The sequence below is a fragment of the Streptomyces sp. 1-11 genome (genome assembly GCF_007176755.1).
Taxonomy (GTDB): Bacteria; Actinomycetota; Actinomycetes; order Streptomycetales; family Streptomycetaceae; genus Streptomyces.
Window position 1 is genome coordinate 99,479 of the sequence record NZ_BJTV01000007.1, and the last position, 12,770, is coordinate 112,248.

11 protein-coding genes are annotated in these 12,770 nt (G+C 73.5%); 4 read left to right on the forward strand and 7 right to left on the reverse strand.

The window, feature by feature from the left end; all coding sequences use genetic code 11:
- Position 1: 1 nt before the first annotated feature.
- From TNCT1_RS16770 to TNCT1_RS16780, 3 genes are read left to right on the forward strand one after another with little or no spacing between them, the layout of a single operon-like run.
- Positions 2-1,972, forward strand: coding sequence for a dipeptide/oligopeptide/nickel ABC transporter permease/ATP-binding protein (locus tag TNCT1_RS16770; protein ID WP_143632740.1), 1,971 nt, complete (start codon positions 2-4; stop codon positions 1,970-1,972).
- Positions 1,969-2,976: an oligopeptide/dipeptide ABC transporter ATP-binding protein gene (locus TNCT1_RS16775; protein ID WP_143632742.1), complete on the forward strand. Its 1,008-nt coding sequence runs from the start codon at positions 1,969-1,971 to the stop codon at positions 2,974-2,976. Before TNCT1_RS16770 ends, TNCT1_RS16775 begins: the two co-directional genes overlap by 4 nt.
- Positions 2,973-3,905 carry a dihydrodipicolinate synthase family protein gene (locus TNCT1_RS16780; RefSeq protein ID WP_143632744.1) on the forward strand — a complete coding sequence of 311 codons (933 nt, stop codon included), beginning with the start codon at positions 2,973-2,975 and terminating at the stop codon, positions 3,903-3,905. The genes TNCT1_RS16775 and TNCT1_RS16780 overlap by 4 nt, the downstream gene beginning before the upstream one ends.
- Before the next feature lie 95 nt (positions 3,906-4,000).
- On the opposite strand, the gene TNCT1_RS16785 is transcribed toward TNCT1_RS16780, so the two are convergent.
- The 5 genes from TNCT1_RS16785 to TNCT1_RS16805 all read right to left on the reverse strand — a co-directional run bounded on the left by TNCT1_RS16785 (position 4,001) and on the right by TNCT1_RS16805 (position 9,724).
- Positions 4,001-5,467, reverse strand: a complete 1,467-nt coding sequence (locus tag TNCT1_RS16785; protein WP_143632746.1) for a sialate:H+ symport family MFS transporter — start codon at positions 5,465-5,467, stop codon at positions 4,001-4,003.
- A gap of 115 nt (positions 5,468-5,582) precedes the next feature.
- Positions 5,583-6,266, reverse strand: coding sequence for an N-acetylmannosamine-6-phosphate 2-epimerase (locus TNCT1_RS16790; protein ID WP_143632748.1), 684 nt, complete (start codon positions 6,264-6,266; stop codon positions 5,583-5,585).
- A 42-nt stretch (positions 6,267-6,308) separates the two neighbouring features.
- Entirely contained in the window at positions 6,309-7,250 is a 942-nt protein-coding gene (locus tag TNCT1_RS16795; protein ID WP_143632750.1) for an ROK family protein, read from the reverse strand.
- Positions 7,247-8,206, reverse strand: coding sequence for a dihydrodipicolinate synthase family protein (locus TNCT1_RS16800; RefSeq protein ID WP_143632752.1), 960 nt, complete (start codon positions 8,204-8,206; stop codon positions 7,247-7,249). Before TNCT1_RS16800 ends, TNCT1_RS16795 begins: the two co-directional genes overlap by 4 nt.
- A gap of 249 nt (positions 8,207-8,455) precedes the next feature.
- Positions 8,456-9,724, reverse strand: coding sequence for an amidohydrolase (locus tag TNCT1_RS16805; protein WP_143632754.1), 1,269 nt, complete (start codon positions 9,722-9,724; stop codon positions 8,456-8,458).
- 150 nt (positions 9,725-9,874) lie between these two features.
- Here TNCT1_RS16805 and TNCT1_RS36310 point away from each other — a divergent pair, with 150 nt between their 5' ends.
- Positions 9,875-10,366, forward strand: a complete 492-nt coding sequence (locus TNCT1_RS36310) for a hypothetical protein (RefSeq protein WP_235902640.1) — start codon at positions 9,875-9,877, stop codon at positions 10,364-10,366.
- A 36-nt stretch (positions 10,367-10,402) separates the two neighbouring features.
- Here the strand turns inward: TNCT1_RS36310 and TNCT1_RS16815 are convergent, their stop codons facing one another.
- On the reverse strand, positions 10,403-11,281 hold the full coding sequence (locus TNCT1_RS16815; protein ID WP_143632756.1) for a MurR/RpiR family transcriptional regulator: 879 nt from the start codon (positions 11,279-11,281) through the stop codon (positions 10,403-10,405).
- A gap of 177 nt (positions 11,282-11,458) precedes the next feature.
- On the reverse strand, positions 11,459-12,751 hold the full coding sequence (locus TNCT1_RS16820; RefSeq protein ID WP_143632758.1) for a cyanophycinase: 1,293 nt from the start codon (positions 12,749-12,751) through the stop codon (positions 11,459-11,461).
- Positions 12,752-12,770 lie beyond the last annotated feature (19 nt).

The following is a 12,770-nucleotide window of genomic DNA, read 5'->3' on the forward strand; positions in this document are numbered from 1 at the left end:
CATGTTCGCCACCGGCCGTCTGGCCAAGAAGCTGTCCCGGCCCGGGATCGCGTTCCGCTCCCTGCCCCTCACCTCACGCGTCGCCCTCGCCGTTCTCCTGCTGATCGTGCTCGGCGCCGTACTCGCCCCTGTCGTCACCCAGAACCCCCTGGCCACCGGAACCCCCGTGCAGGGGCCCAGCGGAGCGCACTGGTTCGGCACCGACCGCGCCGGGCGCGACGTGTTCGCCCGCGTGGTGCACGGCGCGCGCTACTCGCTGGTCATCGGCCTGGGCGCCACCGCGGCCGCGCTGGTGGCCGGGTCCGTCCTCGGCTCCCTCGCCGCCACCTCGCGCAGGCTCGCCGACGAGACGATCATGCGCAGCCTGGACGTGGTCATGTCGTTCCCGCCGATCGCGCTCGCGGCCGTCCTGGTCGCCGTGTTCGGCACCAGCGTCCCCGTCATCATCTTCACCATCGCCTTCGTCTACAGCCCGTCGCTCGCCCGCGTCGTACGCGCCAACGTCCTTGCGCAGTACGGCGAGGACTACGTCGCGGCGGAGAAGGTGCTCGGCGCCCGGCGCGGATACATCGTGCTCCGGCACGTCGCCGTCAACTGCATGGCCCCGGTCATGGTCTTCGCCACCGTGATGGTCGCCGAGGCGATCATCTTCGAGGCGTCGCTCTCCTTCATCGGGGCCGGCGTCCAGGACCCCGACCCCAGCTGGGGCAGCGTGCTCGCCTACGGCCGCCAGATCCTGCTGGCCGGCGGCTGGTGGGCCACCTTCTTCCCCGGTCTCGCGCTGCTGGTCACCGTCCTCGCCCTCAACGTCCTCTCCGAGGGCCTCACCGACGCCTCAGCGGCGCCCAGGAGCGCCCGCCCCGCCGTCCGGCCCGGTGAATCCGCCGCGCCGGACCCCGTCGAGGCCGCGTCCGCCACCGACATCGACGCAGCGCTCGCCCAGCTCGCCGCGCACCTCCACGCGAGCGAGCCCGCCGTCGCCCCGGTGCGCCAGGACGCCGGCGAACTCCTCGTCGTACGCGATCTGTCCATCCGCTTCCCCGACCGCTACGGCGACATCCCCGTCGTCGACAGCCTCGACTTCACCGTCCGCGAAGGGGAGACCCTCGGACTGGTCGGCGAATCCGGCTGCGGCAAGTCCGTGACCAGCCTCGCCGTGATGGGCCTCCTCGCCCGCAACGCCGAGGTCAGCGGCGAGATCCGCTATCGCGGACGGGACCTGCTGAAGCTGTCGGCCAAGGAGCGCCGCGCCCTGATGGGACCGGAGATCGCGATGGTCTACCAGGACGCGCTCTCCTCCCTCAACCCGTCCGTCCTCGTCGGCACCCAGCTCAAGCAGCTCACCTCGCGCGGCGGCACCAGGACACCCGCCGAGCTGCTGGAACTGGTCGGGCTCTCACCGGAACGCACCCTGCGCAGCTATCCGCACGAGCTGTCCGGCGGCCAGCGCCAGCGCGTCCTCATCGCCATGGCCCTGTCCCGTTCCCCCCGCCTGCTCATCGCCGACGAACCGACCACCGCCCTCGACGTCACCGTCCAGGCCCAGGTCGTCGAACTGCTGATCCGGCTGCGGGACGAACTCGGCTTCGCCATGGTGCTGGTCTCCCACGACCTCGCCCTGGTCGGCGACCTCTCGCACCGGGTCGCCGTCATGTACGCCGGCCGCCTCGCCGAGATCGGCGACACGCGCTCGGTGCTGACCGATCCCGCCCACCACTACAGCCGTGGCCTGCTGGGCTCCGTCGTCTCCCTGGAAGCGGGCGCCGGCCGGCTGCACCAGATCCGCGGCGTCGTCCCCGCCCCCCAGCGCTTCGGCGACGGATGCCGCTTCGCCGGGCGCTGCACCGCGGCGACCGACCTGTGCCGCACCACCTCGCCGGCGCTCACCGGACGCGGCGCCGCCGAGGACCACGGGTTCGCCTGCCACCACCCGGCGAACGCAGTCGCAGAACTGAAGGGAAGCGCGCTGTGATCAGGCTCGACGGCGTCCACGTACGCCACAAGGCACGTAGCGGCGGCCTCTTCCGCAGGGACGCCGTGCACGCCCTCACCGACGTCTCCCTGGAGGTCGGACGCGGCGAGATCCTGGGCGTGGTGGGGGAGTCCGGCTGCGGCAAGTCGACCCTGGCCCGGGTACTCACCGGACTGCAGAAGCCCACCGAGGGCGACGTCCTCTTCCACGACCGCGACCTGTGGCGGACACCCGCCGCCGAACGCCGGGACCGGTTCGGCTCGGCCGTCGGCGTCGTCTTCCAGGACCCCTCCACCGCGCTCAACCCACGGCTCACCGTCCGGCAGATCCTGCGCGACCCGCTGGACGTCCACCGGCGCGGAACCCGGGCGGAGCGCGAGAACCGCGTCGAGGAACTCCTCGACCTCGTCGGACTCCCCGGCCACACCCTCGCCGCCCTTCCGGGCCGGCTCTCCGGGGGCCAGCGGCAGCGCGTCGCCATCGCCCGCGCCCTGGCCCTGGAACCGGAACTGATCGTCGCCGACGAACCGACCTCCGCGCTGGACGTCTCGGTCCGCGCCCAGGTCCTCAACCTCCTCGTCGACCTGCGCCGGCGCCTCGGTCTCGGCATGGTGTTCATCTCCCACGACATCCAGACCGTGCGCTACCTCGCCGACCGCATCGCCGTGCTCTACCTCGGCCGCGTCGTCGAGGAGGGACCGGCCGAGGCCGTCGGCGGCACACCCCGTCACCCGTACACCGAGGCGCTGCTCTCCGCGACCCCCAGCCTGCTGGAGGACACCGAACGCATCGTCCTCACCGGCCCGGTGCCCTCCGCCACCCACCCGCCGACCGGCTGCCCGTTCCGCACCCGCTGCTGGAAGGCCGACGACGAGTGCGCCGCGGCCTTCCCCGCACCGGCCGCGGGCGCCGGCGGCCACCGCTGGCACTGCGTCCATCCCCAGCCCGCCGCACCGCCCGCCGGGGCGACCGCCTCCGGCACCCCCGCAAGGAGCACCACGTGAGCAACGCCAACGCCCCCTACACCGGCGTGATCCCGCCCGTCGTCACGCCGCTGACCCCGGACGGCGACATCGACCGGCCGTCGCTGGAACGGCTCGTCGGCCACCTGCTCCAGGCGGGTGTCAACGGCCTCTTCGCCCTCGGCAGCTCGGGCGAGACCGCCTACCTGACGCCCGCCCAGCAGGACGAGGTGACCAAGGTGGTCACCGCCACGGCCGCCGGCCAGGTGCCCGTCCTCGTCGGCGCCATCGAGACCACCACCAACCGCGCGATCGAGCGGGCTCGCGCCGTGGCCGGCCTCGGAGCGGACGCCGTCGTCGCCACCGCTCCCTTCTACACCCGCACCCACCCCACCGAGATCGACCGCCACTTCCGGGACATCGCCGGCGCCGTCGACCTGCCGCTCCTGGCCTACGACGTACCGGTGTGCGTCCACAGCAAGCTGGAGGCGGAACTGCTGCTGTCGCTGGCCTCGGACGGCGTGCTCGCGGGAGTGAAGGACTCCAGCGGGGACGACGGCTCCTTCCGCGCGCTGGCCGTCGCGGCGCGCGACTTGCCGGGGTTCTCCCTGCTCACCGGCCACGAACTGGTCGTGGACGCCATGATGCTGTGCGGCGCCCACGGTTCGGTGCCCGGACTGGGCAACGTCGACCCGCGCGGTTACGTACGGCTCCACGAGGCCGCGGTCCGCGGTGACTGGGCCACGGCGACGGCCGAGCAGGACCGGCTCGTCGGCCTGTTCGGCATCGTTCGGGCCGCCGCGCCCGGGACCGCCTCGGCGTCCGCGGCCGGGATCGGCGCCTTCAAGACGGCCCTGCAGCTGCTCGGCGTCATCACGGCGAACACCGTGAGCCCGCCGATGCGGGCCCTGGACGCGCAGGAGCGGACCGAGATCGCCGCCCACCTGAGCCGCGCGGGCCTGCTGGCCTGACCGGGGCGCGGCCGCCCTGCTCACCGCCGCCGCGCCGCACGTCACCCGGCGGCCACGGATGTTGCGCACTCCGTGGCCGCCGGGTGTCGGCGCGCTCAGCCCGCCCGGCCGGACCCCTGCACGGGCGCCGGGACGTCGGCCGGGGCGGCGGCCAGGTGGTCGGCCGCCGCACCGGGGTCGGTCAGCCGGTTCAGCCGGGCCGGTACGTCGAACCCGACCAGCACCACCACGATCGCCGTTCCGGCGAAGGTCAGGACGGCGAGCGCCCGGCCGAGGTCCATCCCGGAGGCCAGGTGCGCGCCGAGCACGGGGGCGACGGCACCGCCCAGGGCGCCCACGTTGTAGGTGAAGCCGAGCGCGGCGCTGCGGCTCGCGGTGGGGAAGTGGCCGCCGATGTATCGGGGGAGCAGCCCGGAGATGCCGAAGCTGGTCGCCTGGAGCAGGAAGAGGAGGCAGCCGAGCAGGAGGAGGTCGTCCCGCACGGCGAACACGGGATAGACGAAGGCGAGGGAGGCCAGCAGGGTCAGCGCGTACGCCTTCCTGGTGCCGATCCGGTCGCCGAGGAAACCGGCGGCCCAGCAGCCGGCCATGGTGCCGAAGCCGGCGAAGTACAGGGCGTCGGTGACCTGGCCGGCGCTGTAGCCGAGATCGGTCTTGAGATACGTGGGCAGCAGGGACTGCATGGGCCAGGAGTAGAGGAACGCGAAGAACAGCGTCACGATCATCGACACGTACAGCAGCCAGCTCCGCCGGCCGCCCAGCTGCACCGCGAAGGCGAGCAGCGCCAGACCCGCGACCACCGACAGCACCGGCACCATGCCCTCGCCCGCCGGGGTGAAGACCAGGAAGAGCGCGAGCGTGGTGACCACCACGAGCACGGCGTTGAGGGCCGCCAGCCGCCGGGTGCGGAACAACGGGCCGAACGGGTTGGGCCTCGCCTCCCGCTCCGCCACGCTCTCGGTCCACTCCTCGGCCTCCGGCAGCGCCCGGCGCATCCACAGGGCGACGGCGATCGGGACGAGCCCCAGGTAGAACATCCAGCGCCAGCCGAACGAGGGCACCACCCACGTGTAGACCTGGGCGGCGAGCACCGACCCGGCGGAGTAGCCCGAGATCAGGAAGCCGCTCGCCCGGTTGCGGAGCCGGGCGGGCCAGCTCTCCATGACGTACGTGGCGCTGGCGCTGTACTCACCGGCCATGCCCATGCCGATCGCGAGGCGGGCGGCGAAGAGGCTCTGGTAGTTCCAGGCCAGGCCGCAGGCGAAGGTGCCCAGCGAGTACAACAGGATGCTGAGCACCATGGAGAGCTTGCGGCCGTAGCGGTCGCCCAGCGCGCCCAGGACGGCGCCGCCGAGCCAGCGGGTGATGAACGCCCCGGAGACCAGGCTGGCCGCCTGCACGGTGCTCAGACCGAACTCGTCACTGATCTCGGTGAGGACGAGGGTGATCAGAACGAAGTCGAAGCCGTCGAGGACGTAGCCGATCCAGGCGGCGAAGAACGACTTCCACCGAGTGCCGGTCACCTCGCGGTACCAGGGGAGGGGGCTGGGTTTGGTCTGCACGGTGTCTCCAGGGCGGGGCGCGCCCACCGTCGGGTGGGCCGCCCCGCGTGGCGGCGGGGCGGAGTGAGCGGGTCGACCGGACCGGTGGCCGGGGCAGGCGTCGGCCGGACGACGGTTACCGGTGTGCGGTCAGGGCGGTGACGAAGCGGGCGGTCAGGGCGGTGGGCGCCGTGATCGCGGTGCCGACCACCACACTATGGGCGCCTCGGGCGAGTGCCTCGACCGCCTCCTCGGGAGTGCCGATACGGCCCTCGGCGACCACGGGTACGGAGACCGCGGCCGAGAGGGACTCCACCAGGTCCAGGTCGGGACCGGCCTGCCGCGGTGTGCCCGGCACGTAGCCGGACAGGGTGGTGGAGACGAAGTCCGCTCCCTGCCCGGCGGCCGTGAGCCCCTCGGTGAGTGTGGAGACGTCGGCCATGACCAGCGCGCCCGCGTCGTGCACGGCGCCGACGAGGTCGGCGAAGGAGGACCCGTCGGGGCGGGGCCGGTCGGTGGCGTCGGCGGCCACCACGGCTGCCCCGGCCCGCACGATCGCCAGCGCGTGCCGGACGGTCGGTGTGATGTACACGCCCGTGTCGCCGTCCTTCCACAGGCCGATGACCGGCAGCGGGACCTCCCGCGCGATCGCGGCGACGACCTCGGGCTCGTTGGCGCGGACGGCAGCGGCGCCGCCGGCGTGGGCGGCCCGGGCGAGCCGGACGAGTGTGGTGGTCTCCCGCATGGGATCACCGGGAGGCGCCTGGCAGGAGACGATCAGCCGGCCTTCGATGGCGCGGGCGGGCTCGGCAGTGGTCATGGTGGGACTCCGGGGCGGTGGTAGGGACGGGGCGGCCGGCGATCAGGAGCGGCCGCCCGGCCGGTGCAGGGGGAGTGCGGTGGTCAGGGCCGCGGCGCCGAGGGTGGCGGCGTCGTGGCCGAACAGCGGGGGCTCGGGGGTGAGGCCGCGCAGTGCCGGCATCAGCTCGGCGGTGAACGCGGCGGTCAGCGCGTCGGTGTACAGCGGGCCGATCCGGGGGACGCCGCCCCCGACGACGACCCGGTCCGGACCGAGCGCGTTGGCGAGGCCGCCGAGGACGCGTCCGGCGGCAGCCGCCCCGGTCGTGATGGCCCGGACCGCCGGCTCCTCGCCCCGGGCCGCGCGGGCCGCGACGGTCTCCAGCCGGGCCGCGGCGGCGCCGCCGAGCCGTGCGTAGAGGGCGGTGATGCCGGGGCCGGACGCGACGGCCTCCAGGTGGCCGACCGCCCCGCAGGTGCACGGCAGGTCCGCCGCCTCGGCACTCGTCAGGTGCCCGAGGTGCCCGGCGACGCCGTACGCGCCGTGCAGCATGCGCCCGTCGACGGCGATCGCGCCGCCCACGCCGGTGCCGACCGCCGCGAAGAGCAGCGAGCCCCGGCCTTCCGGCAGCGCGGCGAGTTCCGGGCCCGCGGTGGCGCGCACGTCGTTGTCGCAGGCCACGGGCAGACCCGTGCGGTCGGCGAGCCCGGTGCCCAACGGGGTGCCCGCCCAGTCGCGGATGGCGTCGGTGGCGCTGGTGATCCGGCCGCTGCGCACGTCGACGACGCCGGCGGCGGCGACGCCGATCGCCGTGGCCCGCCGGTCCGGGTCCACCTCCGCGGCCGCCAGGGCCAGCGCGTCGAGGACGGCCGCGGCGCCTTCCCGGGCGGGCGTCGGCCGGGCGTGCCGGGCGGTCACGGTGCCGTCGGCGGCGAACAGGGCGGCGGCGATCTTCGTGCCGCCGAGGTCGAGGCCGATCACCACGGCGCCGGGGGCCGCGCTCATCGGACGGGCGGCAGGCCGGCGTCGCGCAGGCTCCGGGCGACCTGGGCGACGGACTCCGCGGAGAGGGGGATCTGCGGGAAGGCCGTCACGCCGTTGCCGACGACGCCGAGCAGCCGCAGCGCCTCCTTGAAGGAGCCGAGCGCGGAGGAACTGCGGCTCATGTCCGCCTCCGGACCGGCGTCGACCATGGCGAACAGCTCGACGAGCCGCTCCTGTTCCGCGGCGGCCCGCGCCCAGTCACCGGCGCGCGCCGCGTCGTACAGCCGCACGTAGCCGGCCGGATCGACGTTGCCGAGACCGGGGACGACGCCGTCGGCACCGGCCAGCAGGGCCGCGTCCACGGTCAGTTCGGAGCCGGTGAGGATGCTGAAGCGGGGTGCGGCACCCCGGTCCCGGCCGTCCCGGCCGCCCAGCTCCACGATCAGCCTGCGCAGCCCGCCCTCGTCCCCGCTGCTGTCCTTGAGACCGGCCAGGGTCGACTCCTCGGCCAGTTCGCGCACCAGCGCGGCGGACAGCTTCGAGTGCACCGAAACAGGGAGGTCGTAGGCGAACAGGGGCAGGTCGACGGCCTCGCGCAGACCGCGGAAGTGCCTGGCGATCTCCTTGGGGTGGGTGCGGGTGTAGAAGGGCGCGGTGGCGACGAGCGCGTCGGCGCCGAGGGCCGCGGCCGTGCGGGCGTGCGCGGTCACCCGGGCGGTGGTGGTGTCGATGACACCGGCGAGCACCGGCACCCGTCCGTCGGCCGTGCGGACGACCGTCTCCAGCGCGGTGGCCCGCTGCTCGTCGGTGAGGTAGGCGACCTCGCTGGTCGATCCCAGCGCGAAGAGACCGTGCACCCCGCTGTCCACGAGGTGCCCGACGAGCCGGGCGAGCGAGCCGGTGTCGACCTCCCCGTCGGAGTCGAAGGGTGTGCAGACCGGCGGCACGACGCCGCGCAGCGGTGCGGTGAGGGACACGGTGGGGCTCCAGCCAGCTCGCTACTACGGTCCGCCTCGCTGTCCGGAGGCGGCACGCGGGACATGAGACGTAAGATGTCTTACGTCTGGGCCTCACCATACGCAGAGATGCCGGGGACCGGTCAAGAGCGGACCGGCCGCCGGGATGGGCGCCGATGCGCGGGCGGGCCGTGGGGCTGCCGACGGACACCCCGGCACACGGCCCGCCGCGCCCGCTCCGCCGGCGACGTGCCGGGGTGCACGGCCCGGTTACGCGGACGGTGATGGCGGATGCGAGGCCGGGCCGAGCCATGCGAGGGCCGCGGCGGTCAGCGCGGTGACGCCGTTGGTGAGGGTGGGCTGCATGACGGGCGCGAAGAGCGGAGAGTGGTTCTGCGGGATGTCGCGGTTCCGGGTGCCCGCGGCGTCGGCCTTCGCGTAGACGTCCGGGTCGACGCCGCCCAGCAGCCAATAGCACACCGGGACGTCCGCGCTGGTGCCGAAGACGCCGACGTCCTCACTGCCGGAGGAGGCGCCGGGGTCGGACAGCCTGTCGTGGCCGATCACGTCACCGATGGCGGCCAGGGTGCGAGTACAGGCGTCCACGTCGTTGACCATGAGCGGAAAGGTGTGCATGGTGCCGATCTCAGGAGCCTGCGGTGCCCCGGCCGCCTCCGCCTCACCGCGCACGATCCGTTCCACCGCGCCCAGGACGGCCGCCCGCACCTGCGGGGTGTAGGTGCGGATGTTGAGCTGCAGTTCGGCCTCGTCCGGAATGACGTTGTCCTTGGTGCCGGCCTGAAGGGCGCCGACGGTCACCACGGCCCGGTCCCCGGAGGCGATCTCGCGGGAGACCACGGTCTGCAGCCGCATCACGGTGGAGGCCGCCATCACCACCGGGTCGACCGCCGCCTCCGGCATCGACGCGTGTGCCCCGCGCCCGAACATGCGCACCCTGAGTGCGTCGGTGGCGGCGAAGGCGAGACCGGGATGGCAGGCGACGGTACCGGCCGGGATCGCCATCACATGCTGACCGAGGACGACGTCGGGTGTGCCGAACCGGGCGTACAAGTCGTCGTCGACCATCGCCTGGGCACCCTGGCCGAGTTCCTCGGCGGGCTGGAACACCGCCAGCACGGTCCCCGACCACTGATCGCGTGCCCCGGCGAGGAGCGCCATGGTGCCCAAGAGGCAAGCGGCGTGCACGTCATGCCCGCAGGCGTGCATGACGCCCGGGTTCGTCGAGGCGTAGGGCAGCCCGGTCCGCTCGGTCACGGGCAGCGCGTCGAAATCGGCGCGCAGCAGCACGGCCGGGCCCTGGCCGTTCACCAGCCTGGCCACCACACCGGTGCGCCCCACACCCTCGGTGACCTCGTAGCCCAGTTCCCGAGCGCGGCGCGCGGCTTCTGCGGCCGTGCGGTGTTCGGCGAAGGAAAGCTCGGGGTGGGCGTGCAGGTCCTTGTACAGCGCCTCGACCTTCTGGATCAGTGCGGCGTCCAGGCCCGCCAGGACCCGGTGAGCCGTGCCAGGTGCAGTCATGGTGAGATCCCGTCCCCTTCCTGCCTTGCTCGGCGGGGTGTCCTGACCCAGGTCGTCCTGACCAGGGCGGAGAGTTACCCGAGGGCAGACCGCGCGAAGGCTGTGCGGCCGAGCCGGTGCGAGGGTCCCCGTAGCGGTCGACGCCCCTCGATGGCGGTGTCCGACGAGCCCCGGCGCCGGCAGCCCAGCACCTCTCCGTCCTTCCATCATCGAACCGGCGGCACCTGTCTGCGCTACGAGCACGAGCTCGGCGGCCCCATACCCGCCGCGCGGCAGCCGGCCTCCGGAGCTGCGCCGCGCGCCGTCTCAGCCACCCGGACGCTCCGGCACCCCAAGCGCGCGCAGCTCGATCCCGAACCGCAGGACGCGGTGGAGGACCTCCGCCGCGGCTGGGACACGATTGTGGAGTTCGGGCTCTCCCGCCGCGAGCTGTTCGCGGTGATGGACAGGGCCACCATGGTCGCCGCCGTCACCGGCGCCGAACCGACGGTCCCCGCCGCGGAGACCGGCCCCGCCGCGGCGGCCCGCGCGCTGCGTGCCGCGCTCCTCGACGACGCCGGTGTCCTGAGTGACGCCGAGCAGTCCCCGCTGCGCGAGTGGCTCACCCGCCTCGCGGCGGACAGCAGCGCTCCGCGTCCCTGACAGCGAGTCAGGGACCGTGCGCGGCAGACCTCGCGGTCAGACCAGGCCGATCCGCTGGGCGATGTCCTCACCGTTGCGCAGGTGTTGGTGCGCCGTCTCGCCGAGCGACACGATGACGGCCGCGACGACGGTTTCGATCACCGCCATCGTCGGAACCAGGCTGTCGTACGGTGAGGGGGACGTCACCTGGCTGGGCAGGACGACCTCTGCGTGGGCGGTCACCGGGGAGAGCCAGGTGTCGGTGAACAGGACCACCTTGCCGCCCCGGTCCCGCAGGAGCTGGGCCATGGCGACCTTGTCGTCCTCGTAGCGCCGGTAGTCGAACACCACCAGGACATCGCGCCGTGTCAGCGCGGCCAGGGCGGCGGTGCGCTCGACGTCACGGTCCGGCAGGAAGGCCACGTCGTCGCGCAGTTGCATGAGGTGAAGACCGAGGTACTGCGCCAGCAGGTGGGTGAACCGGCCGCCGGCCAGGATGATCCGCCGCTTGGGGTCGGCGAGGAGTTGGGTCGCCCGGTCCAGGTCGTGCGGCGGGAGTTCGGCCAGGGACCGGGTGAGCGCCGCCGCGAACAGCCGGCTGCCGCTCGTCAGCAGCGGTTCGTTGCCTTCCACGTCGCCGGAGTCGTCGGACCGGGTGAGGGGGGCCGACTCGTACAGCGAAAGCGGTGAGGCGCTGCGGGCCTCGAGTTCGTCGCGCAGCGCCGCCTGGAAGTCGGGGTAGCCGCGGAAACCGAGGCGTCCCACGAATCTGAGCACGGTCGGTGCGCTGACCGCGGCACGTTCCGCGATGGTCGCGATGGTCTCGAATCCGGCCGCCGGGTATCCCGCCAGCATGACCCGGCCGACCTTGCGTTCGGCGGGGCTGAGTTCACCCAGCTTGAGCCGGATCTCGTCGGCCAGTGTCGCAGAAGCCATCGTGAAGTTCCTTTTCCGAGCCGCGAGGGCCTTGTCCGTGAAGCCTACCGGGCAGGTCGGGGGCCGAGGAGCGCCCGTGGTGGACCGCGGTCCCGAGCGATCCGCCGGCGTCCGTCCGCTCACCGAGGGCTCCGTCAACACTCGGGAGCCCTCGGCCGACCTGCCCGGCCGGCGTGGTCACTTGGGGGAGATGGACACGGTCATCCCGATCAAGGTGTTGGCCGTCGTGCCGTCGGTCGTGAGCGGGGTGAAGTGCCGGTCCTTGTCGAAGGTCACGGTGAACCGCGGGCCGGACTCGAAAGTGGTGGCGGTGGCCTCGCGCTGACCCGCGGTCTGTGCGAGGGCGCGCGCGGTGCCCAGGAAGCTGTAGGGGACACCGTCGTCGTCGGCGGGTGAGTAGAACACGTCGTCGTTGGCGGGCACGGCGTCGCGGTCGTGCGGGCGGAGCCGCTTCTTGTCGGACGCGGCCCGTACCCGCCAGTGGCGTGGTTCGTAGCGGTCGCCGTCGGTGAGGTAGTCGTAGGTCGCCCCGGTCAGCGACCAGCCGTCACCGCGTTGCACGGCGCGCGCGTGCCGCAGATCGAACACCGCGAGTCCCTGGGGGCCGACCACGCGCATGCTCTCGTCGGCCGAGCCCGGATGCTCGACGACGAGCGCGGTGTTCTCCTCCAGGGCGTAGACCCGCTGGTGGCCCGTGTCGGCGGCCAGACGCAGCGAGCGGCCCTCGCGTCCGGAAGTGCCGGTGTGGGTGTCCAGCAGTCCCGAGCGCAGGAAGCCGAAGCCGCCCTCGGGCAGATAGGCGAGCTTCGACGCGTCCTCGAAGTAGCCGGGGGTGCTGCCGTCCCGCAGAGCCTCGTAGGAGTCGCCGCCGGTGATCATGTCCGCTCCGGCCGCGATCTGGGCGCCGGCGCTCGATCCGGCCACGACCGCGCCCTCGGCGAGTTTGGCGCGGACGGCGGCCAGCACCTTGGAGTCGGTGTGCGCGGAGCCGTGCAGCAGGCTGGTCACGTACCGGTACTGGTCCCCGCCGCCGAAGAAGAACCCGGTCATGCTGTTGACCTGGGCGACGACACGGTCGGAGTCGGCCGCGGAGACGTGGTCGATGTCGACGGGGATCCACTGCGCGTCGGCCGCGCCGTGCCGGGTGAACAGGTCCGCGTAGTAGGCGCCGTTGCACGCGGAGTTGGAGCAGGTGGCCGGGTCGCCGGCGTTGGGGTCCTGGCTCTCCGGCACCGAGGCGGCGGTCAGCACACCGATCCGTGCGTGCCCCTTGCCTCCGGCCCGGTCGATGATCTCGCCGTACACCTGGTCGTTGTCGTCCTTCAGTCCGCCGCCGACCAGGACGAGGGACCCGGCGGAGCGGTGCCCGGCGGCCGGATGGGCCACGGCCGCCGGCCCGGCTGCCAGAGCCACGAGGAGCGCGGTGCCCGCGGTCAGTGCGGTGCGGCCGGCTCTGTGCGGGGTTTTCATGAGATGCCTCCAGGGTGTG

Bases quoted from the DNA above. Each gene is read 5' to 3' on its own strand.
- TNCT1_RS16815 (WP_143632756.1), bottom strand. From the start codon at position 11,281: ATGGCTTCTGCGACACTGGCCGACGAGATCCGGCTCAAGCTGGGTGAA.
- TNCT1_RS16820 (WP_143632758.1), bottom strand. From the start codon at position 12,751: ATGAAAACCCCGCACAGAGCCGGCCGCACCGCACTGACCGCGGGCACC.
- TNCT1_RS16790 (WP_143632748.1), bottom strand. From the start codon at position 6,266: ATGACCACTGCCGAGCCCGCCCGCGCCATCGAAGGCCGGCTGATCGTC.
- TNCT1_RS16805 (WP_143632754.1), bottom strand. From the start codon at position 9,724: ATGACTGCACCTGGCACGGCTCACCGGGTCCTGGCGGGCCTGGACGCC.
- TNCT1_RS16770 (WP_143632740.1), top strand. From the start codon at position 2: ATGTTCGCCACCGGCCGTCTGGCCAAGAAGCTGTCCCGGCCCGGGATC.
- TNCT1_RS16795 (WP_143632750.1), bottom strand. From the start codon at position 7,250: ATGAGCGCGGCCCCCGGCGCCGTGGTGATCGGCCTCGACCTCGGCGGC.
- TNCT1_RS36310 (WP_235902640.1), top strand. From the start codon at position 9,875: ATGGCGGTGTCCGACGAGCCCCGGCGCCGGCAGCCCAGCACCTCTCCG.